General features: G+C 69.0%; 19 protein-coding genes. 6 read left to right on the top strand and 13 right to left on the bottom strand.

The features are described 5' to 3' along the window. The first annotated feature begins 9 nt into the window (after positions 1-9). Complete coding sequence (locus E8A74_RS24820; protein ID WP_136931541.1) at positions 10-1914, top strand: M2 family metallopeptidase; 1905 nt, start codon at positions 10-12, stop codon at positions 1912-1914. Between the two features lie 46 nt (positions 1915-1960). On the opposite strand, the gene E8A74_RS24815 is transcribed toward E8A74_RS24820, so the two are convergent. The 4 genes from E8A74_RS24815 to E8A74_RS24800 all read right to left on the bottom strand — a co-directional run bounded on the left by E8A74_RS24815 (position 1961) and on the right by E8A74_RS24800 (position 7496). Further along, entirely contained in the window at positions 1961-3040 is a 1080-nt protein-coding gene (locus E8A74_RS24815; protein ID WP_136931540.1) for a monooxygenase, read from the bottom strand. A 169-nt stretch (positions 3041-3209) separates the two neighbouring features. Then, positions 3210-5123 (bottom strand): DUF4215 domain-containing protein, encoded by a 1914-nt coding sequence (locus E8A74_RS24810; protein WP_136931539.1) that lies wholly within the window; start codon positions 5121-5123, stop codon positions 3210-3212. 131 nt (positions 5124-5254) lie between these two features. Then, positions 5255-6295, bottom strand: coding sequence for a phosphotransferase enzyme family protein (locus E8A74_RS24805; RefSeq protein ID WP_232379730.1), 1041 nt, complete (start codon positions 6293-6295; stop codon positions 5255-5257). A gap of 46 nt (positions 6296-6341) precedes the next feature. Continuing rightward, entirely contained in the window at positions 6342-7496 is a 1155-nt protein-coding gene (locus E8A74_RS24800; protein WP_136931538.1) for a trans-sulfuration enzyme family protein, read from the bottom strand. A 76-nt stretch (positions 7497-7572) separates the two neighbouring features. Here E8A74_RS24800 and E8A74_RS24795 point away from each other — a divergent pair, with 76 nt between their 5' ends. Continuing rightward, a complete protein-coding gene (locus E8A74_RS24795; RefSeq protein ID WP_170229344.1) occupies positions 7573-8493 on the top strand; it encodes a DMT family transporter in 921 nt (306 codons plus the stop codon). 74 nt (positions 8494-8567) lie between these two features. Continuing rightward, positions 8568-10613: an alkyl/aryl-sulfatase gene (locus E8A74_RS24790; RefSeq protein WP_136931537.1), complete on the top strand. Its 2046-nt coding sequence runs from the start codon at positions 8568-8570 to the stop codon at positions 10611-10613. A 12-nt stretch (positions 10614-10625) separates the two neighbouring features. Here E8A74_RS24790 and E8A74_RS24785 read toward each other — a convergent pair whose 3' ends face one another. From E8A74_RS24785 to E8A74_RS24745, 9 genes are all read right to left on the bottom strand, one after another. After that, complete coding sequence (locus E8A74_RS24785; protein WP_136931536.1) at positions 10626-11423, bottom strand: STAS domain-containing protein; 798 nt, start codon at positions 11421-11423, stop codon at positions 10626-10628. A 202-nt stretch (positions 11424-11625) separates the two neighbouring features. Then, a complete protein-coding gene (locus E8A74_RS24780; protein ID WP_232379729.1) occupies positions 11626-13230 on the bottom strand; it encodes a vWA domain-containing protein in 1605 nt (534 codons plus the stop codon). A 162-nt stretch (positions 13231-13392) separates the two neighbouring features. Beyond that, complete coding sequence (locus E8A74_RS24775; RefSeq protein ID WP_136931535.1) at positions 13393-17313, bottom strand: serine/threonine-protein kinase; 3921 nt, start codon at positions 17311-17313, stop codon at positions 13393-13395. 76 nt (positions 17314-17389) lie between these two features. Continuing rightward, positions 17390-18073 (bottom strand): ABC transporter permease, encoded by a 684-nt coding sequence (locus E8A74_RS24770; RefSeq protein WP_136931534.1) that lies wholly within the window; start codon positions 18071-18073, stop codon positions 17390-17392. A gap of 169 nt (positions 18074-18242) precedes the next feature. Further along, positions 18243-18551, bottom strand: a complete 309-nt coding sequence (locus tag E8A74_RS24765; RefSeq protein ID WP_136931533.1) for a hypothetical protein — start codon at positions 18549-18551, stop codon at positions 18243-18245. 6 nt (positions 18552-18557) lie between these two features. Continuing rightward, positions 18558-20102, bottom strand: a complete 1545-nt coding sequence (locus tag E8A74_RS54070) for an HNH endonuclease (protein ID WP_211365441.1) — start codon at positions 20100-20102, stop codon at positions 18558-18560. Positions 20103-20532: 430 nt separating this feature from the next. Beyond that, a complete protein-coding gene (locus E8A74_RS52635; RefSeq protein ID WP_170229343.1) occupies positions 20533-21252 on the bottom strand; it encodes a hypothetical protein in 720 nt (239 codons plus the stop codon). Further along, positions 21249-22070, bottom strand: coding sequence for a hypothetical protein (locus tag E8A74_RS24750; RefSeq protein WP_136931532.1), 822 nt, complete (start codon positions 22068-22070; stop codon positions 21249-21251). Before E8A74_RS24750 ends, E8A74_RS52635 begins: the two co-directional genes overlap by 4 nt. Positions 22071-22115: 45 nt before the next feature. Then, complete coding sequence (locus E8A74_RS24745; RefSeq protein ID WP_170229342.1) at positions 22116-23126, bottom strand: histidine phosphatase family protein; 1011 nt, start codon at positions 23124-23126, stop codon at positions 22116-22118. A gap of 235 nt (positions 23127-23361) precedes the next feature. On the opposite strand from E8A74_RS24745, the gene E8A74_RS24740 reads away from it, so the two are divergent. From E8A74_RS24740 to E8A74_RS24730, 3 genes are read left to right on the top strand one after another with little or no spacing between them, the layout of a single operon-like run. Beyond that, positions 23362-24927 carry a PGRS family protein gene (locus E8A74_RS24740; RefSeq protein WP_136931530.1) on the top strand — a complete coding sequence of 522 codons (1566 nt, stop codon included), beginning with the start codon at positions 23362-23364 and terminating at the stop codon, positions 24925-24927. Between the two features lie 49 nt (positions 24928-24976). After that, positions 24977-25687 (top strand): SDR family NAD(P)-dependent oxidoreductase, encoded by a 711-nt coding sequence (locus E8A74_RS24735; RefSeq protein ID WP_136931529.1) that lies wholly within the window; start codon positions 24977-24979, stop codon positions 25685-25687. A gap of 3 nt (positions 25688-25690) precedes the next feature. After that, positions 25691-26896 (top strand): MDR family MFS transporter, encoded by a 1206-nt coding sequence (locus tag E8A74_RS24730; protein ID WP_136931528.1) that lies wholly within the window; start codon positions 25691-25693, stop codon positions 26894-26896. Positions 26897-26931: the final 35 nt, after the last annotated feature.

The raw sequence follows: 26931 nt of genomic DNA, 5'->3' as shown, positions 1-26931 counted from the left end.
GCCCGGTGCATGAAACAACGCCCCTACGCCTCGATCGCCCTCGCCGCCCCGCTCACGCTCGCCGCCGCCGTCTTCGCGTGTAGCTCGGCGCCACCGCCGCCCACGCCGACCACGGCGGCGGCGGCGGCCACGCCCACGCCCGGGCAAACCCAGGCCCAGGCGGCCGCGGGCGAAACACCGCCGACGGCCGAGGAGGCGCAGGGGTTCACGGTCCGGGTCAACGACGACCTCAAGAAGCTCTGGACCGCCTCGGCGCGCGCGGCCTGGGTCAACAAGACGTACATCACGGACGATACGACGGCGATCTCGGCGGCGGCCGAGGAAGCCAACATGGAATACCTCGGCACGGCGATCACGGGCGCGACGCGCTTCGACGGCCTGACGCTCTCCGAGCCCGTGGCGCGCCAGCTCAAGCTGATCAAGCTCTCGACGACCCTGCCGGCCCCTGCGGACGCGAAGAAACGCGCCGAGCTCGCGCAGATCGCCGTCTCCATGGAGGCCGATTACGGCAAGGGCAAGTATTGCCCTGCGCGCCTCGGCGGCAAATGCCTGAACCTCGACGAGCTCTCCAACATCATGGGGAAGAGCCGCAAGTACGACGAGCTGCTCGACGCGTGGACGGGCTGGCATTCGATCGCGCCTCCGCTCCGCGAGCGGTACACGCGGTACGTCGAGCTCGGCAACGAGGGCGCGCGCTCGATTGGCTTCTCGGACGTGGGCGCGCTCTGGCGCTCCGGGTACGACATGACGCCCGAGGCGTTCGAGGCCGACACCGAGCGCCTCTGGAACCAGGTCAAACCCCTCTACGACGAGCTGCATTGCCTCGTCCGCTCGAAGCTCCGCAAGGTCTATGGCAAGGACAAGATCGGCGACAAGGCCCCGATCCCGGCGCACCTGCTCGGCAACATGTGGGCGCAGGACTGGTCGAACCTCTATGACCTCGTCACGCCCTACCCGAAGGAGGCGTCGCTCGACGTGACGAAGGCGCTCGTCGACAAGAAGGTCGACGCCGTCGAAATGGTCAAGATGGGCGAGCGGTTCTTCACCTCGCTCGGCCTCGATAACTTGCCGAAGACGTTCTGGGAGCGCTCCATGTTCGTGCGCCCGCGCGACCGCGACGTCGTCTGCCACGCGAGCGCCTGGGACGTCACCTACGGCGGCGACATTCGCATCAAGATGTGCATCGAGCCCAAGGAGGAGGATTTCATCACCATCCACCACGAGCTCGGGCACAACTACTACTATGCCTACTACTACACGTTGCCGGTCCTCTTCCAATCGGGCGCCAACGACGGCTTCCACGAGGGCATCGGCGACACGATCGCGCTCAGCGTGACGCCGGGGTATCTGAAGACGATCGGCCTGCTCAAGGACGCCCCGCAGAACCCGAAGGCCGAGACGAACTTCCTCATGAAGCAGGCGCTCGCGAAGATCGCGTTCCTGCCCTTCGGCAAGCTCATCGATCAATGGCGCTGGGACGTCTTCGCGGGCAAGACGCCGCCCGGCAAGTACAACGAGGCCTGGTGGAACCTGCGCCAGAAAACCCAGGGCGTCTCGGCGCCGGTCCCGCGCAGCGAAAAGGATTTCGACCCCGGCGCGAAGTTCCACGTCCCCGGCGGCACGCCGTACACGCGGTATTTCCTGGCGCACATCTATCAGTTCCAGTTCCACCGCGCGCTCTGCAAGGCGGCTGGCCACACGGGCCCGCTCCACACCTGCTCGATTTACGGCAACAAGGCGGCGGGCGACAAACTGAAGGCGATGCTGGCCATGGGCGCGAGCAAGCCCTGGCCGGAGGCGATGAAAGCCATCTCGGGCGAGACCCAGGGCGACGCGAGCGCGATCCTCGAATACTTCGAGCCCCTGCGGAAGTTCATCCGCGAGGAGAGCAAGGGCGAGACCTGCGGCTGGTGAAGGGGAAGGTTGGGGGACGGGCGCGGACCCGTCCCCCGGGGAGGGCTCAGAAAAGGAGCCCGCAGAGCTGATTGCCTGGGCAGCAGATGTCGAGCCCGCCCCCGACCTGGTCCGTGTGCGCGCAGACGCGCGACCCCTTGCTCGGGTAGTAATAGGCCCAGAAGAAGCACATCTCGTCGTTCGCCGACTCCCCGAAGCCCACCTGCTGGCTGCTCTGGTTGTCCCAGGAGCACGTGAACCGGAAGCCCCCGCCCTCGGGGACCTGGAACGGCGGATCGTGCACCACGGTCGGCGGCTCGCTCCAGAGCCATCCATCGACGTCGTACACCGTCGTATCCGCCCCGTTCTTCGACGGCGCCCACGACACGGTCACGTCCTTGCCCCACTGGTGCGTATGCCCGGTGATGCCGAAGAACTTCGAGCCCACGAGGTCCGCGGGCAGCGGCAGGAACGTCGGCCCGAGCGTCGCCTTCGTATGCGGCGCGATGTTGATGTCGGGGTTGCCGATGAAGAGGAAATCGGCCTCGTCCTTGAAGTCGGCTTCCTTCATCGTGTAGAACGTCGATGTCGCCGACACGTCGATCTCGGAGAGCGACGCATTGAGGTAATGCATTTCGAGCCGCACCATCTGGTTCGGCTGCATCGTGAACGCCACCCCGTCCGGCAGGGTCAGCGTGTCCTCGTGTTTTTGCGTGATCATCACCGGCGCGCCCTTCGACGGGTCCAGCGTGTCGGCGAAGGGCTGGCAATCGAACGGCTCGAGCTGCTCCACCGTATCGTTCGTCCGGTACACGATGAGGTGATGCGAGCCCGTCGGCAGCACGTTGCGAATCTCGTGGATGCGCTCGAGCGCGTCGTTGCCGAGCCGCTTCACCACGCATTGCGTGTGCTCGGTCCCCGGCGCCACCTTCACGGGGTCGAACGTCACGGTATACGACGTCGTCCCGCCCCCGCTGCCGCCGCTGCCGCCGCTTCCGCCGTTCCCACCGGTGCCGCCGCCCCCACTTCCTCCACTCCCGCCCGCCCCGCCGGGCCCGGCAGCACCCGCTCCGAGATCGACGTTCCCGGAGCTGGAGCAACCGACGATTGCCAAGGAAATTGCGACGAGGGGAAGAAGCATTCTCATGAGAATCTCGCTTTCGTCACGGCAAGGAGCGCGCGCAAAAGCGAGGATAGCCCGGGGCCGACGGCGGCGTCCATGCTTTTTCGCGCGGACGCACCGACTTCCGCAATGGTCACAATTTTAGATGAAAAGCCACTCTCCCGCGGAGGGTGAGGGCGTCGCTCCGTAAGGCTCAGCCCTGCGCCGCCCGGCGACGACGCCGGAAGGGCACGAGCAGGGCCGCGAAGAGCGCGCCGAAAAGGCCCGCCGAGGTCTTCGTGTCGCTCGCGCCCGCGACGGCGCAGTCGCAGCCGCCTTCGACAGCCGTGCCGTCGCCGCCGGCGCCCGCCGCGCCGCCGACGCCGCCGCCCTCGCCATTCGACTCGAACTTGCATGTCGCCGAACAGCCGTCGCCGTCCGTCGTGTTGCCGTCGTCGCAGTCCTCGCCCTCGGTCTCGACGTCATTGCCGCAGCCTGTCGCCGTGCAGTTCGTGTCGCAGCCGTCGCCGTCCACGTCGTTGCCGTCGTCGCATTCCTCGCCCTCGGTCCTCGTGCCGTTGCCACACGCCGTCGACTTGCAGGCCTTGTCGCAGCCGTCGCCGTCCACGTCGTTGCCGTCGTCGCATTCCTCGCCGAGCGTCACGATGCCGTTGCCACACGCCGTGACCGAGCAGTCCGAATCACAGCCGTCACCGTCGCTCTTGTTGCCGTCGTCGCAGGCCTCGCCCTCGTTGAGGATCGCATTGCCGCAGGCGGGCAGCTTGCAGTTCGAATCACAGCCGTCGCCGTCCGTCGTGTTGCCGTCGTCGCAGTCCTCGCCGAGCGTCACGATGCCGTTGCCGCAGAAGCTCGGCGTGCAATTCGAATCACACCCGTCGCCGTCGACCGTATTGCCGTCCTCGCAGATCTCGTCGGCCGTGAGCACGCCGTTGCCGCAGCCCGTCGCCGTGCAGTTCACGTCGCAGCCGTCCCCGCTCACGTCGTTGCCGTCGTCGCACGTCTCGCCGACGCCGACGAACCCGTTGCCGCAGGCCGGGTTGAAGCAATTGCCGTCACAGCCGTCCCCGCCCACGGTGTTGCCATCGTCGCAGAGCTCGCCGCCCGTCACGATGCCGTTGCCGCAGCCCGTCACCGTGCAGTTCGCGTCGCAGCCGTCGTCGCTCACGGTATTGCCGTCGTCGCACGCCTCGGCGCCGGCCTTCACGCCGTTGCCGCAGGCCGTCACCGTGCAGTTCGAATCGCAGCCGTCGTCGCTCACGGGATTGCCGTCGTCGCACGCCTCGCCCGCCGACACCACGCCATTGCCGCAGCCCGTCGGCTTGCAGTTCGAATCGCAGCCGTCGCCGCTCACGGTGTTGCCGTCGTCGCACGTCTCGCCGTTCGTCAGGACGCCGTTGCCGCAGGCCGTCACCGTGCAATTCGCGTCGCAGCCGTCGCCGCTCACGGCATTGCCGTCATCGCACGTCTCGCCGGCCGAGATCTCGGCGATGCTGTCGCCGCAAGTGCCGACGTCGAGCGTCATGACGATGTGCATGTTCCCATTGCCGAGCGACCCGAGCTCCGTGATGTCCTCCATGCCGACGCAGGCCGGCGCGCGGACGTACCCCGGCGCCGATTGGCCGGCCGAGTTCGAGCCGAAATAAAAGAACGCGCCGGTCGCTTGGCCATCCGGCACGAAGACCTCGACGACGATCTGATCCTGCGTATCGAACGAGAGGTTCGGGTTCAGGGGGACGGTCACCAGCGTCCCCTGCTGCGACGGGACCGTCACGGCGGTGGGCGAGCCGATCGGGACGAGATTCGCCACCGCGAGCGTCGAGGTGAGCGTGTAGAACTTGACGAGGATCTCCAGCGGGCCGTTGTACAGCGCGTCGACGCCGAACTGCACGCTGCGGATCCCGCTCGCGGGAATGCCCATGCCGTACAGATCGAACGCTCGATAATAGGAGGCCTGGGACGTGCCGGAGCTGTTGCCACACGCGGTCGAGATCCCAAGACCGGTCGAGTGGGGATCGGTGTTTTGCGTGATGGGCACGGCGTGGGCGCTGCTCGTCGCTCCGAGCAGCGCGCCGAACCACATCACCCCGAAGAACCCGCGCTTGATCATCGCATCCTCCACGCGCCCTCGATGGCTCGTCAAATAGAGGGGAGGAAACGATCATGAATCCGCCTCCGCGGCAAGAGCGGAGTCGCTCGCCTGGGCGAAATTTTTACCACGGGACGAACCCGACCGAGGCCTCAGCCCAGCGCCGCGCGCGCGGCGTGCTCGAGCTCCGTGCGTCTTGCCTGTACGCTGTCGAAGAGCGCGAGCTGTCCGCGGCCGCGCACCAGGTTATGCTCGCCCCGGGCCGGGAATCGCCGCGCGTCGAAGCCGAAATACGCCTCGCGCAGCGCGTCTGCGAGAAACCGCGCCGAGAGCTCCAGGCATATCGTCGCGAGCCCGTCCACGACCGCCCCCGCCTCCTCCGCCGACACGAGCCCCGCCCCCCGCGCGACCTCGCCATACCCCGCGAGCGCCGCGCCGAACGTGCCCGCGTCGATCGCCACGTGCGCCACGTCCTCGCCCGCCGGATTGCACCACGAGCGGAGCGCGTCGCCCATCTCGAAGGGCCAGATCATCCGGCCGAGGGTGTCCAGATCCACGAGGCACACCGCTTGTTCACCCTGGAACAAGAGGTTCGATATTTTGAGATCTCCATGCACGTGCCGAAGCGGGAGCTGGTCGAGATCCGGCAGCCGCGCGGCCTCGGCGAGCAGCCGCCGCGCGAGCGGCTCGACCTCGCCGAACAGCCGATGCCCCGCATGCGCGTCGAGCGCCGTCTCCAGCGTGGCGAGGTGTTTCTTCGTATCGTGCACCCCAGCCCGCACGTGCCGGTAGTCGTGCACGAGATCGGCGACGGCCGCGTGAAACCGCGCCACCATGCGGCCGGCCTCGCGCGCGAAGCTCGGGCCCGGCACGCGGTCATGGCTCTGCCCCTCCACGTACGAGAGCGCGCGCCAGGCCCGCCCCTCCTCGTCGTCGACCCATAAAGCGCCGTCGTCGGTGCGCAGAGGCCGCGGCGTCCAAAGGCCCTTGGCCGCGAGGTGCGCCGTCACGGCGTCGATGTCCTCGTTCACCACCCCCGCGAACACCGGGTGCAGCCGCTGCACGATGACCTTCCCCGCGCGCCCCTCGACGAGGAACGTGCGGTTGATGAGGCCCCCGCCGTGGGGCGCGTGGGGCCTTTGATCGAGGTCACGAAAGCGGGCGAGGATCCAGGAGGGAATCGTCTCCATCATCGGCGCGCGAGGATGCACCGAGAGACGTGTTTCGACAAGAACCGCGCTAGAGCGCGAGCGCTTGATCGAGATCCGCGATGAGATCCGCGGCCGCCTCGATCCCCACCGAGAGCCGGAGCAGATCCCTCGGCACCGGAGAATCCGGCCCTTCCACGCTCGCGCGATGCTCGATGAGGCTCTCGACTCCGCCGAGCGACGTCGCGCGTTTCCAGAGCGACACGCGTGATGCGACCCGCACCGCCGCCTCCTCGCCGCCCCGGATCCGCACCGACAGCATCCCGCCGAACCCCCCATCCATCTGCCGCGCCGCCACCACGTGCGTAGGGAACGAGGGCAGACCCGGGTACATCACGGAGAGCACCCGCGGATGCTGCTCCAGGTGCTCGGCGATCGCGAGCGCGCTCTTCGACGCCGCCCGCACCCGCAGGAACAAGGTCCGCATGCCTCGCACGAGCAGCCAGGCCTCGAAGGGCCCCGCGATGCTGCCGACCTGCGACCGCGTGGCGCGCACGCGCTCCCAGAAATCACCCGTCCGCGCCGCCGTCAAGGTGCCGGCGAGCACGTCGGAGTGACCATTCAGGTATTTCGTCGCCGAATGCATCACGAAATCCGCGCCGCACGCGAGCGGCCGCGTCAGGACCGGCGTCGCCGACGTCGAGTCCACGCAAACGAGCGCCCCCGCCGCATGCGCGATCCGCGACACCTCGGCGATGTCCGTCACGCACCAGAGCGGATTCGCGGGCGTCTCCACCCACACGAGCCGCGTCTTGTCCGGCTCGATCGCGGCCGCGACCTTCTCCGGGTTCGTCATGTCCACGACCGACGCCCGGAACCCGAACCGCTCTCCCGGGCCACAAATCCAGCTCCGCAAAGACCAGTACATCACCTCCGGTACGACGACGTGGTCGCCGGGCGAAAGGCTCAAAAAGACCGCGGTCGCCGCCGCCATTCCCGAGGCAAAGAGCATGCTCGATGCCCCGCCTTCGAGGGACGTCACGAGGGCCTCGGCCTGATCGAACGTGGGATTGTCCGATCGACCGTACACCCTGCCTGACCGGTATTGATTGTCCGGATCGCGCAGGAAGGTCGTCGATGGGTGAATCGGCGATACGATCGCCCGCGTCTCCGCGTCCACCCATCCGAGCGCCTGCGCCGCAATGCTCTCCGGGGCGAACGTTCGTCCTGTGGAATCGTGCCGCATGGGCCTCCTCGACGCCCCCACTCTACCCTGAATCTCCGAGGACGCCCGGCCTCTTTTCGTTTACGCTCCTCCCACGATGCCGCCCGGCCGTATTCCCGTCCCGTTGCTCGTAAGCCTCGCGCTCCTCGGTTTCGCCGGGAACTCCTTGCTTTGCCGCGCGGCCCTCGCCGACGGCGCCGCGCGCATCGATCCCGCCACGTTCACCACGGTGCGCCTCGCGTCGGGCGCGGCGACGCTCGTGCTCCTCCTCCTCGCCCGGGGTGCTCGCCCTCACGAGGGCACCTTTCGCTCGGCTTTCGCGCTCTTTGCTTATGCGGCGGGTTTTTCCCTCGCATATGTCCGTATGGGCGCCGGCATCGGCGCGCTGGTCCTCTTCGGGTGTGTCCAGACGACCATGCTCGGCGCGGGCCTTTTCCGGGGCGAACGCCCTTCCGCGAGCGGCTGGATCGGCCTCGCGCTCGCACTCGGCGGCCTGCTCGTCCTCGCCGCGCCGGGGGCCACCGCGCCCGATCCCGTGGGCGCCCTCCTCATGGCCACGGCGGGCGTCGCGTGGGGCATCTATTCTCTCCGGGGCCGCTCCGCCCAAAACCATTCAACGCTTGGGGGCTCCGCTCGGACAAGCCGAGCTGCGCCCCCAAACCCCCTCGTCGCGACCGCCGACAATTTCGTCCGCGCCGTCCCGCTCACCCTCGCGCTTTCCCTGGCGAGCGCGGTTTTCCTCGAAATCCCACGCGCCACGCCGCGGGGCCTCCTCCTCGCGATCGCGTCGGGCGCCCTCACCTCCGGGGTCGGTTATAGCCTCTGGTATGCGGCGCTCCCGCGCCTTACGGCCATTCGCGCGGCCGTCGTACAGCTCCTCGTCCCCGTCCTCGCGACGGCGGGCAGCGTGCTCCTCCTCGGCGAACGCCTCACGCCGCGCATCGTCCTCGCGGGCGCCATGCTCGCGGCGGGCGTGCTCCTCGCGTTGCGGAAGCCGAGGGCCGTCAAAGAAGCGTAACGTTCGCTCGGAAAAGCCTTTTCGACGACTGGTATGCCCCTTGCGAACCATGTCGTCGAAAGGATCCGGAAGCGATGTCCACGAAACCCCGAGACGCCTCCAAATACACGACCGACGCAAACGCGGCGGTGTGGAACACCCTCCCCTTCGACGACACGGCGGACTTCGAGGACGCGAGCCGCGGCTACATCGGGACGTGGGATCCTCCGCTCCAGATCACGAACGAGAAAGGCAAGACCGTCTGGACGCTCGCGCCTTATATGGATCAAACGCGCGACGCCCCGTGCCCGCCCACGGTGAACCCGAGCCTGTGGCGCCAGGCCAGGCTCAACACGATGAATGGCCTCTTCAAGGTCACCGAGGGGTTTTACCAGGTCCGCGCGTTCGACATGTCGAACATGACCATCATCGAGGGCGCCGAGGGCCTCATCCTCATCGATCCGCTGATCTCCTGCGAATGCGCCGCCGACGCGCTCCGCCTCTATCGCGAGCTCCGCAAGCGCCCCGACGTCAAGGTCAAGGCCGTCATTTACACGCACAGCCACGTGGACCATTTCGGCGGCGTGTGCGGCGTCGTCGATCCCGAGGACGTCCGCGCCAAACGGGTCGAAATCGTCGCCCCCGCGGACTTCCTCGAGCACGCCGTCAGCGAGAACGTATATGCGGGTGTCGCGATGATCCGCCGGGCGCAATACATGTACGGCCCTTACCTCGTGGCCGGTCCCCGGGGCCAGATCGATTCGGGCCTCGCCAAGGGCCAGTCCATCGGCCGGATCTCGATCATCGCGCCGACGAGGACCATCTCGCGGACAGGCGACACGATCGAGCTCGATGGGGTCCGCATCGAGTTCCACATGACGCCGGGCGCCGAAGCGCCGGCCGAGTTCGACTTCTATTTCCCGGATCACCGTGTGTTCTGCGCAGCGGAGAACGCCACACACACGATGCACAACATCCAGACGCTCCGCGGCGCGCGCGTCCGGGACGCGCTCGCATGGTCGAAATACCTCAACGAAGCGCTCGACCTCTTCGGGGACAAGACCGACGTGCTCTTCGCGCAACACCACTGGCCACGCTGGGGCCAGGAGAGGATCACCTCGTTCCTCTCCAAGCAGCGCGACATGTATCGTTACCTGAACGACCAGACGCTGCGAATGCTCAACAAGGGCTACACGGGCATCGAGATCGCCGAGGTCTTCGAGATGCCGCAAAGCATCGCCCGGGAATGGTTCAACCGCGGCTATTACGGCACGGTCAACCACAACGTGAAGGGCATTTACGACCGGTACATGGGCTGGTTCGACGGCAACCCGGCGCGCCTCCATCCGCTCCCGCCCGAGCGAAGCAGCTCGAAATACGTGGAGCTCATGGGCGGCGCCTCCAAGGTCCTCAAGGCGGCCGGCGCCGCGTTTGACAAAGGCGAATACCGCTGGGCGGCCGAGCTCCTCGACAAGGTGGTCTTCCACGATCCGACGAACACGAAAGCCAAAGACCTCCTGGCGAACACCCTCGAACAGCTCGGCTACCAGGCCGAGGCCGGGCCGTGGAGGAACTTCTACCTGATGGGCGCACAGGAGCTACGCGACGGCGTGACGATCCCGTCGGACGCGCCGTCCACCGACGCGAGCATGTTCTCCGCGATGACGCTCGACATGATCTTCGATTCGCTCGGCGCGCGCCTGCTGGGCCCCCAGGCGCGTGAGCGCATCCTCATGAACTGGAGTTTCACGGATACCGGCCAGCATTACGCGCTGGAGGTATCGAACGGGGCCCTGAGCTACGTGGCCCACGTGCGCGCCGGCGCGGACGTGACGGTGACGACGACGCGCAGCACGTTCGACGCGGTCCTGCTCGGACAGCTCTCGTTCCGCGACGCCGTCACGACGCAAAAGGCCCGGCTCGAAGGGAGCGTCGGCAAGTTCCTCGAATTCTTGCTGCTGCTCGACGACGGCGACCCCGCATTCCCCATCGTCACGCCGAGGCCGGACATCGAAGCCGCATGGAAGGGCAAGGACCGAAAACCTCCGAAGGACCCCGCCTCGCCCGAGGCCGACCTCGTCGAGCACGAGGAAATGAGCCGACTCCACCGTTTCCTCGCGGAGCTACCCAAGGGCTGTTGACCCCAATTCCCGTCAGAACGCCGGCTCCTTCTTCTGCGTCGCCATTTGCCGGATGCAATACGACAGCCCTTGCCGCAGGGTCCCGAGCGTCTTCAAGGACGAGAGATCCATTCCGATCGACACGATCGTCTGCGCCACGTTCGGCCGGATGCCCGTGACGACCCCGCACGCGCCGAGGAGCCCGATCGCGCGCACCATGCCGATGAGGTAGTTCGCCGTCGCCGTATCCACGACATCGACGCCGGTCAAATCGAGCAGCACGAAACGTGCGTTCGTGCGCGAGACCGCCGCGAGCAGATCGTTCATCACCCGCGCGGCGCGGCTCGAATCGATGATCCCCACGAGCGGCAGCGCGATCACGCCCTCCCATACCTCGAGCACCGGCGTCTCCAGGTTCCGGATCACGTCCTGCTGCCGCTCGATCACCTCGAGCTTCTGCGAAAGCTCGCGCTGCGCCTTTTGCGCCTCGGAGACGTCGATCGACATCCCGATCACGCCGGTCACCACGCCGTTCTCGTCCTTGACCGGCGTATACCAGCTCTCCCAAAAATGACCCGGCGTGGGCTCCGTGATCTTGCGGTGCGCCTCGCCCTGGAGCGCGCGGTTCAGCCACACGTTGACCTCGGGGGTATAGAGATCGTGAACGTTTTTCCCCGTCAGATCGCCCTCGCTCCGCGCGGCTCTCCCGTCGTGGAACCTCATGTACCCCTGAGGGTCGATGGCCCAGACGACGACGTCCAGGTTATCGAGCAGCGAGCGCAAAATGGCGGCCTCTGCAGCAGGTCCGCGGTCGACTCCACCACCGTCCATGCCACCCTCCGCCGGCCGAAAAGGCCGATCGAATTGTAATGGTCTCAGGGGGTACCATGGACATATACCCAGCGCCACGCCCCTGATGTGGCGAACCTGGCAAAGCAGTAAATGGACGTGGGCGTGTAGGAGCGAATGGATGGAGGCCCTACGCAAGGGCCTCCATGCCGTCGGGAGACGCCCTAAGGTCGCTACGCGGGCATCAATACTGCGGGTGCTTCTGAATGAGGCCCACGATCTCGAGCAGCTCGGGATCGCTTCCGCTCACGTTCGCCGCGCTCGCCAGCGCATACGCGTCGGCGAGGTTTTGCGCCGTCGGCGATTTCAGCGCCTCGGCGAACGCGACGATGGCCTTGGCCTTGGGCAGCCCCGCTTTTTGCGCCGCGAGCAGATCCCCCACCGTCGTCGTCACCTCGGTCTCCTGGTCGAGGTACGTGAGCGGCGTCTTCCAGCGCGCCCGCACGGTGATGGTATCGGTCGCGACGATCTGCGCCGGATCGCAGGCCTTCAGCACCTGATTGAAAATCATCGCGTCGCTCGGCGCGAGGTGCTGCGGCTCGACCTCCTCGGGATTCTCCGAATACTCCTCGCCGTAGAACTTGTGCATCTGGAAGTACCACGGCATCGTCAGCTCGACCTGCACGCCGCGCGCCGCGATCTCCATCGTCTCGTCGAACCGATCGACGAACATACGCGACGCCTCGCCGATGCTGTCGAGATAGACGTACGCGCCGCGCCCCTTGTCGGTCACGACGTCCATCAGCCGATCGTCATACGATCCGCCGGGCCCCGTGCCCACGCCGACCAGGTAAATGCCCTCCTTGTCGGCGTCCTTCGATTTCTGGCCGATGAAATCGGCGTCCGTCTGCCCCACGTTCGCCCCGCCGTCGCTGATCAGCACCACGCGGTTCAGCCGCCCCGGACCATAATTCAGCTCGGCGAGCTCATACCCTTTCACGAGCCCGCTGTGCAGGTCCGTCCCGCCGCTCGCCGTGAGCTCGTTCGCCAGGTACACGACCTCCGGGTCGTTTGGCCCCGTCACCACGTGGCCGGCCATCACCACGTTGTTGCTCGTGTTCCAGGTGACGGCATTGACGATGTCGCCCTCCTGGAGGCTCGCGGCGATGGCCTTCACCGCCGCCCGCTCGCGCTCGATGCCGGGGCCGCCCATCGAGCCCGAGGTATCGAGCACGAACGTCACCGTCATCGGGCGCCGCGGCTTGACGGCATCGTACGAGCGCACGGCGATCTGGAAATCGAACTCGTTCACCACCGCGGTATTCGCGAGCTCCGGGAAGAGCGCGAGCTTGCCCGCGGGCGGCGCGGCGTACTGGATTCGATAATAATTGAGGAACTCGTACGTGCGGATCTCCTGGGCCATGGGCTCGATGCCTTGGCCGAGCAGCTCGCGCACGTGGACGGGAGAGCCCATCGAATTGGAATCGTCGGCCGAGAGATAAAGGACGACGGGCTTCGACGAATCGAGCCCTTCACAGGTGAACTCCGGGGCGGCGGCGTCCGTGCCCGCATCCGGGCCTTGCGCGGGCGGCGCGGCCGGATCCGGCGCAGGCTCCCCCGGGAACTCGCCCGCGCCGCCCCCCCCACTGGAACCGCCGCCCCCATTGAATCCCCCCCCGGAGCCGCCCACGCCCACCGATCCCGCAGGCCCGTCTCCGGTCGACGACTCGTCGAACCCGCCCGTGCTGACCGAGTTGTCATCCACGGCAAGACAAGCGGCGATGCTCCCACCGAGCGAAGCCACCAACAAAGGAAGGAAGACGAGCGCGCGCATCGACCGTTGGTTCATGAAGACCTCCCGAAGCGAGGTGGCGAAGCCGAGCAAGCCGCATGCCCCGGCCGTGGGCACACGATTTCAGCATCGAAGCTCGTTTCTTTTCTCGCCGTCCCCGTGGCCCACGCTGGCACAAGGCCGGCGCCCCCGACCTACGGCGTCACGGCGCGCGTCGGTTCAGGCGCCAAGCTCGCGCCCGCGCTCCATGGTGCGGGCATTCTCGGGCACCCGCTCCAGAAAACTTTCCCGCATGGCGCCGTCCGTCATTCGATTCGCCCGCGCGAGCAGCCGGGTGCGCGCCTGGAACATCGCGGTCTTCCCGCTCGCCGCGCTCCCCGACGCGACCAGCGCCTCGGCATACACGAGCCGGAGGAGCGCCTCGCCCTCCTCCATGCCCCCGAGCGACGCAAAAAGCCCCATCGCCGCCCCTGCAATGCCGAGGCCCGACGGCCAGTTGCCCTGCGCGAGGAGCGCGCGCGCCCACGCCGCGAGCGCGAAGGCCCGGAGCGGCCCGATCGCCGCGAGCGCCTCGGCCGCGCTCTCGGCCTCGATCTCCGCCGCCTCCAGGTCGCCCCGCGCGAGCAAAAGCGCGGACAGGTAAATCCGCGCCCGCCCCTCCTGCCGCCGGTTCGATTGTTTCGCGAAATCGGCGATCGCCTCGCGCACGTGTTTCTCGGCCTCTTCGAGCGCCCCGCGCGCCGCCAGCGCGGGCCCTAGGTTCTGCTTCGCGAGCGCCGCCACGTTGGAAAGCCCGAGCCGCCGCGCCTCGCCCAGGAGCTCCACGAGATCCCGCTCCGCCTCGGCGAAAAGCCCGAGCTGAATCCGCGCGTGCGCCGCGTTCACCCGCCCCACGCACGCGTCCCGCCGGTTGCCCGTCGCGAGGAACGCCGGAATGCTCCGCTCGGTCGCGAGCAGCGACGCCGCCGGATCCCCCGCGCAGAGCGCCCGCGACGCATGCAATGCATAAAGCCGCGCCGCCACCCCCTGATCCCGCTCCGCGATCGGCCACGCCACCATGCCGAGCTGCCCGATGAGCTCCTCGGCCCCCGCGTGTTCCCCCGCGTGAAGCAACGACGCCGCCACGTGCGCCACCGCGCTCACCGCCGGCGCCGACGAACCCATCGCCTCCGCGCCCGGCGACCGCACCGCCTTCGCGAGATCCTCCAGCGCGTCCTTTTGCCCGAGCCGGACCAGCATCGACGCTGCCGTCGCCGCCGCCCCGTACCACGCCCCGCTGCCCCGCGGCAGCGCTTGCATCGCGCGCGCCGCGCGCGCCGACGCCTCGGCCGCCTCCCCGAGCCAGCGAAACGCCTCCGCCTGGATCCACGCGAGCTCCCCGCGCGCCTCGGCCGACGCGCCCCGCGCCCCCTTCTCGGCCCGCTCGATCGCCGCCCGGAAATCGTTCCCTTCGAGCGCCTGCTCCGCCGCCCGCCGGTACCACGTCGCCGCCCGCGCCGGCACGCCCCCGCGCTCGTAATGTTCTGCCAGGACAACTGCGTCCCGCTCCCCCGCCTCCTCCAGCCAGGCCCCCGCGAGCGCGTGCCCGAGCGCCCGATCCGCCTCCGTCAGCGCCGCATAGGCCGCCTCGCGCACGAGCGCATGCCGGAACGCAACCTCCTCCTGCGCGGGAAAACGGCTCTGCGCCCGCTTCACCACGAGCTCACGCGCGCAGAGATCCGCGAGCATCGGCGCGAGCGCGTCCTCGCGTAACCCCTCGCCGAGCAGCGCCGCGGCCCCGCCGCGCCAGAACACCTGCCCGAACACGCTCCCGGCCCGGAGCAGCCGCCGCGCCTCGGGGGCAAGCGCGATGAGCCGCGCCTCGACCATCGCCAGCACCGTCTCCGGCAGCTCCGCGGCCCGCCCGCTCTCCGCCGCGCGGATCAGCTCCTCCAGGTAAAACGCATTGCCCCCGGCCCGCTCCACGAGCCGCGCCACCATTGCATCCGGAATCCGGTCCCCGAGCACCTCCCGCACGAGCCGCTCGGCCGCTTTCTTCGAAAGCTCCTTCAGCCGGATCTCCTGCAAGGGCCGCCCTTCCCAGAGCCGCGGAAAGATCTCCGGCAAATCCGGCCGCGACAGCGCCAGCACGAAAATCGGCCGCTCGGGCAACGCGCGCAGCATCTCGTCGACGAGCTTGACCGTGGGCCGGTCGCCCCAATGCAGATCCTCGAGGATCAACATCGCCGGCCGCTCGTCCGTCTCGACGCGCAGCAAATCCTCCCACGCGGCCCGGATCTGATCCCCCATGAGCAGAGGATCCCGCCGCGCCGCGCGCAGCTCGATGCTCTCCTCGTCCACCGGCGCCACGCCCGCGAGCGGGCCGAGGAACATCATCGCGCGTTCGAGCGCCTTGCCCGCGAGGTGCCGCCCGAGCCGCGCGCGCAGCCGCTGCCGCTGCACGTCGAGCGGCATCCCCCCGGACAACCCCGCTTGCCCGCGCAGCATCTGTCCGACCAGCGCAAAGGGCGAATTCTGGCTCATCGGATCGCCCTGCCCCACCCATACGCCAATCGAATCACGTTGCTCGCGGACTTTTCGCAAAAGCTCGTGCCGGAGCCGGCTCTTGCCCATGCCCGGCGCCGCGAGGATCACCGCCGCGCGCGAGAGCGGCTCGTCGAAGCATTCGTCGACGAGCGCCATCAGGATCGCCATCTCGCTCTCGCGCCCGACGCAATGCGTGGGCCGCCCGAGCAACGTGCGCGCCGCCTCCGCCACGTCACGCTCGCCGCGCAGGTAGAGCCCCCCCTCGTCGCCGTCGACGTCGAACCGCACGTCGAGCAGCCCCGCCATCACGTCGTCGAGCCGGATCGGCGGCGCCTTCCCCGCGGCCGCCTTTTTCCCGAGCAGCCGCACGCCGCGCTCGATCACCGCGCCCATCGGCAGCCCCTCGGACGACACCTCCGCGCCCGCCACGAGCGCCATCGGCGCCTCCGGCAATGCCGCCCGCAAATCCAGCGCCGACCGCGCGGCCCGCGCCGCTTGATCCGTCGCCGCGCCCGTCGACAAAAGGCTCACCACGAGCGTTCCATCCGAAAGCGCGTCGAGCCGCCCGCCATACCGCTCGACAATCGCCTCCAGCGACCGCGCCCGCCCGCCCGCCTCGATGGCCGTCTCGGCCCCTGCGAGCTCGAGCGTCGGCGCGAAAACCTCGCTCTCCCCTGCCCGCGGCGCCCGCTCGCCCGCCGGCAATTTCGTGAGCACGAGCGAGACCACGCGCCGCTCCTTGCCCGTCAGCCCGCTCGGCCGCAGGCTCGCCTCGATCGCGTCCGTGTCCTCGATGATCCCGAGCGCCGCGATCTCCGCCGCCGCTGCGATCCCGTCCTTCGGCCGATCCTTCGGCGCCTTCGCCAGCATCCGCGCGACGAGCGCGTCGAGCGCCTCTGGCACCCCCGTCCGCAACGACGAGACCCGCGGCGCCTCCTCCAGCACCACCTTGAGCAACGCCGCGTGCATCTCCTCCGCCGCGAACGGCGGCCGCCCCGTCAGGCAATGAAAGAGCACGCAGCCGAGCGCGAACACGTCCGCCCGCGCGTCGATCCGCTTTGATCCCCGCGCCTGCTCCGGCGCCATGTACGCGGGGGTCCCGAGCACATACCCCGTGTGCGTCAGCGCCTCGCCCCCCTCGACCCGCGCGATCCCGAAATCGAGCAGACGCACATCCGTGGCGCTCTGCCCCACGAGAAAAATGTTCGCCGGCTTCAGATCCCGATGCACGATCCCCGCCGCGTGCGCGACGCCGAGCGCCTCGGCCACGCGCCGCGCCACGCCCACGCTCTCGGCGGCGTCGAGCCCTGTGCGCCGCAGCCGCTCGCCGAGCGTCTCGCCTTCCAGCCACTCGAGCGCGAGCCACGGCTCTCCCTCGGCGCCGAGCCCGTGCGCCATGTGCCGCACGATCCCTGGATGATCGAGCCCTTCGAGCAGCTCCGCCTCCCGCACGAAGCGTGTCTCGGTGTCCTGGTGGGCGTGGGCCCACAGCACCTTCAGCGCGACGATCCCGCCCGTCTTGCGGTCCTTCGCGCGAAACACCTTCCCCATGCCACCCGAGCCCGCCACTTTTTCGAGCTCGAACCGATCCGCGACGACGTCCCCGGGTTTCATGCTGGGAGCCCGACGGGTAGCGCGAAGCGCGGGAAAAGGCCAGATTTTCGAGCGGCCTGGGCGGCCATGAGCCGACTCAAGCCGGATCCACGAGCGAGACGATGACTCGTAGCACGGCATTCGGTATGGCGAGCGAGAGATACGCGACGAAGAGCTTCAGGGCGAGGCCGTGTTTCTTCGTGGTGAGCCACTTTGCCCCGATGCGGAGCAGGCACGTGAGAACCACCCCGCAGCCTGCGGCCTGGGCCAGGCCGTAAACGGGATCCATCCATCTCACCCCCGATTCAGGAATGGATGTAAAAAATTCGCTCGTCGTCCCCGACGATTGTGCCAGCCACACCAGCAGGGCGCCAAGGACGCAGAACGGAGCCGTGACGACCGTGAGGGGTGGGAGCGTCCCCAGGACGAGGTACACGCGCGCGTGATCGAGCTTGAGGGGTCCGCTCGCCCTGCGCCCTGCCCGATGGAGGACGAGGACCGCCGTGAGGAATACGGCGAGCATGGCGCAGGCGGGGCCCATCTCGCGGAGCACGATGACGCATGTGATCCACGGGGTGTTCTTCTGCGCATTGAAGAAGCCCAGCGCGTAGGCGGACCGGAGATACACCACACTGCCGAGAACCAGCCCGATCCCGGCGCCGACCGGAAACGACAACCTCACGATCCTGTCGTAGGGCGAGATCACGCCGGGGACGGGCGCGGCGGGCGGCGGCGCGGCGGGCGACGCGTACACCTGACCGAGGTCGAGTTGGTCGTCCATGTCTCTCGCCACGCACCCTACGCGACAGGTTTGTCGGGGTCAACGACCTCCGCGTTCGCCATCGCGTTCGCCTCGATCTCGGCGAGCTCCGCGCGCGTCGGCGAACGCAGTTGCTGGAGCGATGCGTCGCTGAGACTGGACCCCCGGCACGGCCATGAAGCGGGCACCTCTACAGCTCGATTGCGTTATCCACCTCGATCTCCACGCCAGGAAAACGGCTCGACAGATCGTCAGCAAGACTTTGTCGCGTGATGTCCTTGCAAAGGACTTCGAATACGGGTTCGGTGAGCTCGACGCCGTTTCGCTCCAGCGTCCAACATGCCCAGCGTACAAGGACTTGGTCGCCCGAGTTCGTGGTCTCCCACCTGGGTTCATCTGCGACGCTGATGCGCACCTTGCCATCGAATGGCGTGCGCGCGCTGAGCGCCTCGCGAATCCTTCGAACCAACGGCGATGCATCAACGGTTACGTCTTTCATGCTCTCTCATCGCTTGTTTGGGGGCGTCCACTCTGCGCCAAGCTCTTTGGGGCCCTTCGAACGATTACACGTACGGCATGCTGCATCGAGGTTCGAGTCCGTTGTTTGTCCACCTTTGACGAATGGCTTTCTGTGATCGATTTCGGCAGAATTAGGCTTCCCTGCCTGTCGTTCGAGAGGTGTGTCACAGTGGGTGCATCGTTCAACCCCATCCGGCCCCTTGGATCGCGCAAGAGCAGCCTCCCGTTGCTCCCTGGTTGGTGTTCTTACGCGAGGTGAAGCGCTCGCCGCTGGCGCCGGCTGCGTCCCCCCGGCCGCTGTTGACACCGGCTTCGTCGTCGTCGTGACCGTCGTCCCACGGGGCGGCGCCGCTGCCTTCGGCGGGCTCGCGGCCGGCGGACCCGGCAGCTTCGGCCGCCGCAAGAACCCGCCCGGTCCGCCCGCCGCGCTCGGCAGGAACACCGGCATGCTTCGTAACCTCTGCTGAGCCGCCCGCAGCGCCCTCGCCCCCGCAGTCTCCAGGGCCCCCGCTCCCATGGTGGCGAGCGTCAATGCCGTGTCCGCCAGGGCGTTCAGAATCGCGGCCTTCAGCTCGGCGTCCGCCCAGCCTCTGCCATACCCCTTGAGGAAGGCCTCCCACGCGATCCTGGCGAGCCGCTCGTCGTCGTACGTCGGCAGGTCGGGGATTGCATTCAGTTGTCTGGCCAGATCGGCCTGAATCTGCTCGGCGCGTTCGGGGGGGGCCTGCTGGAATAACTTCTTGAATTCTCCCTCCTTCCCCAACCCCACAAACAGGCGGTCAAAGGTCTTCGGCAGTTCATCCGCCTTGCCCAGCGTCGCCCCCCATTCGCGCCCGATCCGCTCCCCCGTGCGCCTCGCCTCCTCCTCGGCGTCCCTCCGCGCCAGGTTGACTTTCTGTTCCTCGTATGTATTCCCGGGCGGAGGCGGCGGACACGGCGCGCTCATCCCCGGCGCAGGGGCGGGCGTGGGCGTTTGCCCGAGGAGACGCGGATCGGGTGGCCTATTGCGAGACCTCTCGCAGGGCCTTATCGCCGACGTCCGCGTCTCGGTTCGGACGGTCGTACGCTTGGCCGGCGCGGCATCCGGCTCTTTTGCCGCAATCTTCTCCGGAGGCGGCGGCGGTGGCGGTGGCTTATCGCAGGGCAGATCCTGGTACGCGAGCCCGAGGAGCCTCCGGCTCTCGGGCGGCGCGTGGGGGTCATGGATGAAGACCGCCTTGACCGAAGGGTTTTCCAGAAGCTTTTCGAGCGGCTCGAATGCCGGTCGATGCACCCCGTCCCCGACCTCGTACCAGGTGCGCGCATGCGCGCCGACGCGGGGATGACGCCGGCAGACGCGAAATACGCTCTTGCCGTGTACCTCCTGCGCCCACGCCTCCGTCGGCACGCGCGTCGCCGCGCCGCACCCGAGGAGCCATACCGAAACGCCAAGCGCGACGAGCCCCAGCAGCCCAAGCCGAAAGAACCGCAGGGCCCCGACGATCCACAGACGCAGATGCAACGACGAAACGAACGCGCGGCGCGAAGTCATGGCGACGTCACCCTAGAAGATGGCGTGCAAGCCCACAAGGCTGCCGGCGTACGCTCCACGACCAACGACCCCGTCGACCTCCCCTCCCCGTGAAAACGGCGCTCGGCGCGCTCCGAAAGGTGTCTGCAACGCGTGCAAACGGCACGATCTACGTCGGAGACCCGTCTGCAACGCGTGCAGACGGCTCCATGTAGGGTCAAAGACCCGTTTGCAACGCGTGCAAGCGGCTCCATGTATGGTCAAAGACCCGTTTGCAACGCGTGCAAGCGGCTCCATGTATGGTCAAAGACCCGTTTGCAACGCGTGCAAACGGCTCCATGCACAGTCGAAGACCCGTTTGCAACGCGTGCACGCGGTGTCCGACGCGCTGCGATCCGCGTTTGCAACACGCGCGCGCGAGATCCGGTGCGCTACGACGCCCTCGAACGCCTCAAAGCTCGATCCCCGCGAGGATCGTCGCAATCCCCTGCACGACGAGGAACACCCCGCACACCACCGCGAACGCCACGGCCCCGCCCGTCCGCCGGAAGAGCTGCACTTGCCCCCCCACCGTCACGAGGCCCCGCATCTCCTCGGATCCACCGAGCTCCCAGCGCGCCCGGGCGTCCCTGTAAAACCCCTCCACGCGCTCTTGCTTGCGCGTCACCGCCGTGATCATCACGTCGGCCCCCTCCGGCACCACCGCCTCCTCCACCTCCACGTGCGTCGCGCCGGGCGGCACGAGATCCCGCGCCCACGGCGGCCACGAGGACGCGACCTCCTCCACACGCACGGCGCGCGAAACCCATTCGTCCCCGACCACCTCCGCGTCGCCGAGATCAACCACACACGTGCCGCTCTCGTCGCGGAGCGCCGCCCGCGACGCGCGCAGCACCGAGCGCTCCCCGAGCCGCTCCCGGCGCTTCCCTTCCCCGGAAAACCCTCGAATGCGGGTCCGCACGGCGACGCAGCCCTTCTGCGAGAGGCCGTCGATCGGCTCCTCCGCCGCCGAAATCCGCCCCGCGAGCTCGACCACGCCGGGCTCGATCTCCGCGATCCGCTTCGTCGGCCGCCGCCACACCTCGAGCACCAGCGCCGCCCCCTCGCGGGCGCGAAACACGAGCGCGCCCCCCGCGACCACCAATCCCGCGCCGAGCAACGTGACGATCATCGGAAGCTCCTCCGCGTGCGGCTCGCGAGCGAGAGCACCCCGAAGCCGGCCGCCGAAAGCACGACGAGCGAAAAAAGCCCGCCGACGAAAAGAAGCGCGCTCCCCCCGGTCCCGATACGCTCCTTGGCACGATCGAGCGGATGGATCGTCACGAAGTCCAGGCCGTCCCGGCAGGGCACCACATCATTCGTTTGCTTGCAACCGAGCACCGTCACCGGCATCCCCTCCGCGAGGACACGCTCCCGGTACACGGCCGCATCGCCCAGCGCGACGAGCTCCTTGCCACACGCCTCCCGGATCACGGACGGAATCGCGGTCCCCGTCGCCTCTTTCATCCCCCGGCCCGGCCCGTCGGCCGACGCGGAAAACCCGCCAAGCGCAATCCCCACCCGCGGATCGGCGCCGAAGAGCCATTTCGCGCTCTCCTCCTCGTCGATCCGCGCCCGCTCGTTCGTCCGGGCTAGCGAGAGCCGGAACGCGAACCCGTCGTTCCTCCGCACGGCCACGTCGTCGAAATGGCCCACCGCGCACAAAGCCTCGAAGGGGCCACCCTGCCAGGACGTGCGCCCGACGGCCCCGACCCACCCGGCGGCGGGCGCGCCGAGCGGCGACGTCGACGACGACTTGAGCAAGGCGAGCTCGCCGCGGAGCGCCACCGGCCCGTCGTCCGTCCTCCGCTCCTCGTGCGCCGCGAGCCGCGCGCCGAGCGTCGCGAACCGCAGAGACGCCCACAGAAAAAACAAGGCGCCGGCGAGGAGCGGCAGGAACGCGAGGCCAAAGAGCACCCGCGTTCGTCGCTTGGGCTCGAAGGAGAGCATCGGCCGCATGATAGCGTGGGCGCGGCACGGCCCCAACCAAAGACGTTACGGGAGCGCCGCCCACGCGGACGAATCCACCCGCGTGATGTAGATCGCCCCGCCTTTGCCATCGGGCTTGTAGACGGCGGCCTCGCCCCACGCGAGCGCGTCGAGCACGCCGCACTGGTGCCCAGAGTGGCCCACGAGGGCCCCATTCGTGCCCGGCGCGGGCGCCTCCGCCGCGAGCGCCATCGTCGCCGCGCAGCGACCCGCCTCGTCGTAGGCGAAGCCCGTGATGCCCTGGTTCTCCTCAACCATGGGGCCGAGGTTCATGAGCTCGGCGGTCCTCATGCACCGACAAAACTCGCTCGCGAGCACGCGCCCGAAGGGAAAGCCGCGGTCCTTGATGGCGATGCCCATCTGCTCGGCCTGGGAGACGCCCTGCGCATTGAGCTGTCGCGCCGTCGCGGTCACGCAGTTCGAATCGCAGCTCTTCCACCAGCCCGGCGACGACGTCTCGGCCGCCGTCCCGAGCTCGAACGCATCCTCGCAAACGTCCGCCGCCGCGTGCCGAAAGACCATGTTGTATCCACCGCCGACGAGCGCCTGCCCGAGCGTCACTTCGAGCTCCGCCGTCGCCGGCCCGCCGCCGCAGCTCCCCGGCGCGTCGCAGCCATACACGGCGTAATGGTACGTGCGAGGCGCCTCCTTCGTCGTAGCCACCAGATTGCGGAGCGGCTCGCTCGCCTTGGCCCCCGCGCCCTCGTACACCACGGTCGCCATCGGATCGTCCGGGCCGGAGGGCATCGTGTTTTCGACGCGGACGATCCTCGACGCGGGCTTGCTCGATGTCATCCACGAGAGCTCGACGTACCCCCCGGCGACGAGCGCGTTCAAATCACTCGGGTCGATCGCAGGCCCGCCGCCCGCGCCGCCCATACCGCCCGAGCCCGTCGACGCAGCGCTCCCGCTCGTGCGACCCGACGTCGTGTCGCCCGCTTTGCCCTCGTCCGTGCAGCCGGAAGCGGCGCCCCAAGAACCGACGATCAGCGACGTCACGACGAGAACCTTTTTCATCGATTTCTTTTTCTTTCTAGAGCCCCGCCCGCGGCCCGTCAACATCGTCATCGTCCCGGACACGCGCTCCTGCCCTGGCGGACCTTCCACGATTTCCGCAACCTCACGCGCACCGCGTCATCCAATGGATCGGCGCTCGCGAGCGATGCCCGGCGGCCCACGAGGACCCCGGACGCGTGCTCGCCGCGAGCGCCGTCCTTTTCGCCTCCAAGGCCCAACGCGGGAACGAACGATCATGCCGACGAACCTCGGCGGGGCCGCGCGCCTCGCTCTTTTGCCCCTCGCCCTGCTCGCGCTCGCCGCGAGCTGCGCCTCGGCGCCCGACGCCGAATGCACGGACGGACCCATTTGCGAGACGAGGGCCACCGGCGAACGTTACGTGGTGCCACGCTGCGTCCCCGCCTGGAACGACGGACCCGTGCCCGCCGACTGCGGCGTCTTCGTCTCCACGCTCGGCGACGACGAAGGCCCCGGCACCCAGGACAAACCTTTCCGCACCCTCGCCCACGCCGCCTCGGTCGCCGGCACCGAACAGCCGATCTATGCCTGCGCCGAGGACTTCTCCGAGCGCCTGGTCCTGCCCGCCGGCGCGAGCCTCTTCGGCGGCCTCGATTGCCGCGAAGGGTTCCGCTGGAGAGACAAATCCCAGAAGACCCGCCTCTATGGCGCGCCCGACGAGATCCCGCTCGTGCTCGCCCCCGGCCCGCGCGTGAGCCGCATCGAGGATGTCACCGTCTTCGCCGCCGCCGCGACCCGCCCCGGCGGCTCGTCCATCGCCCTGCTCGTCGATCACACGCACGTCGAGCTCCGGCGCTGCGACCTGCGCGCCGGCGCAGGCGCGGACGGCGAGGACGGCACGAACCTGCCCTACGATCCTGAACTCGAAGGATCCAACGGCCACGACGGCCAGGCGGCCTGCGTCGCCGCGCCCGACCTCGGGACCCCGGGCGGCGCGCGCGTCGAGCGCATGTGCGAAGGCGGCAGCGTCACCGTGGGCGGCCAGGGCGGCGACGGCGGCGCGATCGAGCCGGTCTCGTTGCAATCGACCCCCGGAAAGGCGGGCGAGATCGGCGCGCCCGCCGTGGCGAGCTTCGGCCAAGGCGGCGCGGGCGACGCGGGCGCGGGCTGGAGCTGCGCGGCCGGAAAAGGCGCGCCCGGCAATCAGGGATCCCGGGGCATTCCCGGCACGGGCGCCGCGGGCTTCGGCCGCCTCGACGCGGCAGGGTATTTCGGCATCACCGGCGGCACCGGCGGCCATGGTTTGCCCGGCCAAGGCGGCGGCGGCGCCGGGGGCGCGCGGGGCGCGGCCTCGATTTGCACCAATGCGATGCCCGGGGCCGGCGCGAGCGGCGGCAGCGGCGGCACGGGCGGCTGCGGCGGCAGCGGTGGCAAAGGCGGGGGGCCCGGCGGCGCGAGCATCGGCATCGCCAGCGTCGAATCGTCGATCGTGATCTGGGACGGACGCGTCGCGGCCGATCGGGGCGGACGCGGCGGCCAGGGCGCCGATGGCCAGCCCGGCGGCAAAGGGGGCCTCGGCGGCAAGGGCGGCGCTGGCAAAGGCCTCTCCGCGCCCGACGCTTGCGAGGGCGGCGAGGGCGGGAGCGGCGGCAAAGGGGGCCCCGGCGGCGGCGGCCTCGGCGGACCTTCCGTCGTGATCGCCCACATCGGCGCCGAGCCCGAGCTCCGCGGCATGGTCTCGCTCGCCACGGGCAAACCCGGCGACGGCGGCAAGGGCGGCGACGGCGACGTCGCGGGCAACCGCGGCGCCCCCGGCATTGGCGCGCCCATCCGCCGCTTCTGACGCGCCGCGCTTGACGGCCGCGCGCGCTCGCGGCACCGTCCCGGAAATCGTGAAAGGGTCATCCATCGCCGTCGTCACCGGCGGCAGCGCGGGGATCGGGCGCGCCGTCCTCGAACGGTTCGTCCGTGCGGGCGCGCGCGGCGTGAACCTCGCGCGGCGCCCGAGTGGCCTCCCGGGCGTCGTGGATCTTTCCGTGGATCTCGCCGATCCCGCCTGGGAAAACGACCTCCCGCCGCGCCTCTTGCCCCTGCTCGACGGCGCCGAGCCGATTTGCCTCGTCCACAATGCCGCGGTCCTCCGGGAGGACACGGCGACGAACCTGACGGCCGCCGCGCTCCGCTCCGTCCTCGAATTGAACGTCGTCGCCCCGGCCGCGCTCAATCGGCTCCTCGACGCCCGCCTCGTGCCGGGCTCCTCGATCGTCTACATCGGCTCGACCCTCTCCGAAATCGGCGTCCCGGGCAAGGCCTCGTATGTCACCTCCAAGCACGCGATCCTCGGCCTCATGCGGGCGACGTGCCAGGACCTCGCGGGCCGCGGCGTCACCACGGTCGCGGTTTGTCCTGGATTCACCGACACCGAAATGCTCCGCGCGCACCTCGGCCACGATGCGGCGCGCCTCGACGTCGTCCGGGAGCGCTCCACGTTCGGGCGCCTCATCGACCCCGAGGAAATCGCCGACGTCGTCGCCTTCTGCGCGCGCACGCCGGTCCTGCATGGCGCCGTGATCCACGCAAACCTCGGGCAGAAGGCGAGCTAGGGCATGAGCGCGCTCGCCGTACGCCTCGCCGGGATCACCGAGGGCCTCCCCCGGGCCTTCTGGACGCTCTGGGCCGGCATGCTCGTCAACCGGGCGGGGAGCTTCGTCGTCCCGCTCCTTTTCGTGTACCTCACGCAGCAGCGTGGCCTCGACCTGCCCACCGCGGGCCTCATCGCCTCGCTCTTCGGCGCCGGCTCTCTCGCGGGTACGATGCTCGGCGGCGCGCTCTCCGATCGCCTCGGCCGCCGCGCCACGATGCTCCTCGCGCTCGTCATGAGCTCCGTCTTCATGCTCGGGCTCGGCTTCGCGCGTGAAATCTGGCAGCTCGCCGCGGCCACGGTCCTCCTCGGCTTCTTCGCGGACATGTTCCGCCCCGCGAGCCAGGCCCTCATCGCCGACGTCGTGCCACCCGAGCACCGCGTGAAGGCGTTTTCCCTGCAATACTGGGCCGTCAATCTCGGATACGCGTTCGCCGCGATCCTCGGCGGCTTCATGGCGAAGCGGAGCTTCCTCGCGCTCTTCGTCGGCGATGCGCTCACGACGCTGATCCTCGCCGCCATGATCTTTCGCTCCGTGCCCGAGAGCCGCCCGACCGACGCGCGGAACGACAAGCGCGGCAGCGTGCTCACGCCTTTCCTCGACGGAAAATACATCCCCTTCCTCGCGTGCAACCTCGCGCTCACGCTCGTCTTTTTCCAGCACCTCTCGGCCATGCCGGAGGACATGCGCCAAAAAGGGCTCACGACCGAGCATTATGGCATCACGGTCGCCACGAATTGCTTGCTCATCGTGCTCGCCCAGCCCCTCGTCACGCGCTGGGTGAAGGGCGTCCCGCGCGGCGTCCTCCTCGCGACGGCCTCCACGCTGACGGGCCTCGGCTTCGGGGCCATGGCGCTCGCCTCCACGCTCCCGGCGTACATGGCCACCGTCGCCGTGTGGACCTTCGGCGAGATCCTCTTCGCGCCCGTCAACGCGAGCATCGTCGCCGACCTCTCCCCGCCGCACCTCCGCGGCCGATACCAGGGCGCGTTTTCCCTCTGCTTCAGCTTCGGCGCAATGGGCGCCCCCACGATCAGCACGCGCCTCCTGCCGAAGACGGGCCTCTCGGTCTTCTGGCTCCTCTGCCTCGTGCTTTGTGTCGTCGTCGCGGCCTTCCAGCTCGCCTGGGGCAAGAGCCTGCCCTCCCCCGACGCCAAGGACAAACCCTGACGCGCGCGGACCTCGGCGAACAGGCGCCCGGAAAA

Source organism: Polyangium fumosum (assembly GCF_005144585.1).
Classification (GTDB): Bacteria; Myxococcota_A; Polyangia; order Polyangiales; family Polyangiaceae; genus Polyangium; species Polyangium fumosum.
The sequence above is the reverse complement of the archived record's forward strand: the minus strand, read 5'-3'. Positions and strand labels throughout refer to the sequence as shown.

Excerpts from the sequence above, each read along its gene's own strand:
- E8A74_RS24730 (WP_136931528.1), top strand. The coding sequence starts at position 25,691 with ATGAGCGCGCTCGCCGTACGCCTCGCCGGGATCACCGAGGGCCTCCCC.
- E8A74_RS24770 (WP_136931534.1), bottom strand. The coding sequence starts at position 18,073 with ATGGACGACCAACTCGACCTCGGTCAGGTGTACGCGTCGCCCGCCGCG.
- E8A74_RS24815 (WP_136931540.1), bottom strand. The coding sequence starts at position 3,040 with ATGAGAATGCTTCTTCCCCTCGTCGCAATTTCCTTGGCAATCGTCGGT.
- E8A74_RS24745 (WP_170229342.1), bottom strand. The coding sequence starts at position 23,126 with ATGAAAAAGGTTCTCGTCGTGACGTCGCTGATCGTCGGTTCTTGGGGC.
- E8A74_RS24765 (WP_136931533.1), bottom strand. The coding sequence starts at position 18,551 with ATGAAAGACGTAACCGTTGATGCATCGCCGTTGGTTCGAAGGATTCGC.
- E8A74_RS24810 (WP_136931539.1), bottom strand. The coding sequence starts at position 5,123 with ATGATCAAGCGCGGGTTCTTCGGGGTGATGTGGTTCGGCGCGCTGCTC.
- E8A74_RS24780 (WP_232379729.1), bottom strand. The coding sequence starts at position 13,230 with ATGAACCAACGGTCGATGCGCGCGCTCGTCTTCCTTCCTTTGTTGGTG.
- E8A74_RS24790 (WP_136931537.1), top strand. The coding sequence starts at position 8,568 with ATGTCCACGAAACCCCGAGACGCCTCCAAATACACGACCGACGCAAAC.
- E8A74_RS52635 (WP_170229343.1), bottom strand. The coding sequence starts at position 21,252 with ATGATCGTCACGTTGCTCGGCGCGGGATTGGTGGTCGCGGGGGGCGCG.
- E8A74_RS24795 (WP_170229344.1), top strand. The coding sequence starts at position 7,573 with ATGCCGCCCGGCCGTATTCCCGTCCCGTTGCTCGTAAGCCTCGCGCTC.
- E8A74_RS24775 (WP_136931535.1), bottom strand. The coding sequence starts at position 17,313 with ATGAAACCCGGGGACGTCGTCGCGGATCGGTTCGAGCTCGAAAAAGTG.
- E8A74_RS24805 (WP_232379730.1), bottom strand. The coding sequence starts at position 6,295 with ATGATGGAGACGATTCCCTCCTGGATCCTCGCCCGCTTTCGTGACCTC.
- E8A74_RS24785 (WP_136931536.1), bottom strand. The coding sequence starts at position 11,423 with ATGGACGGTGGTGGAGTCGACCGCGGACCTGCTGCAGAGGCCGCCATT.
- E8A74_RS24800 (WP_136931538.1), bottom strand. The coding sequence starts at position 7,496 with ATGCGGCACGATTCCACAGGACGAACGTTCGCCCCGGAGAGCATTGCG.
- E8A74_RS24820 (WP_136931541.1), top strand. The coding sequence starts at position 10 with ATGAAACAACGCCCCTACGCCTCGATCGCCCTCGCCGCCCCGCTCACG.
- E8A74_RS54070 (WP_211365441.1), bottom strand. The coding sequence starts at position 20,102 with ATGACTTCGCGCCGCGCGTTCGTTTCGTCGTTGCATCTGCGTCTGTGG.
- E8A74_RS24750 (WP_136931532.1), bottom strand. The coding sequence starts at position 22,070 with ATGCTCTCCTTCGAGCCCAAGCGACGAACGCGGGTGCTCTTTGGCCTC.
- E8A74_RS24740 (WP_136931530.1), top strand. The coding sequence starts at position 23,362 with ATGCCGACGAACCTCGGCGGGGCCGCGCGCCTCGCTCTTTTGCCCCTC.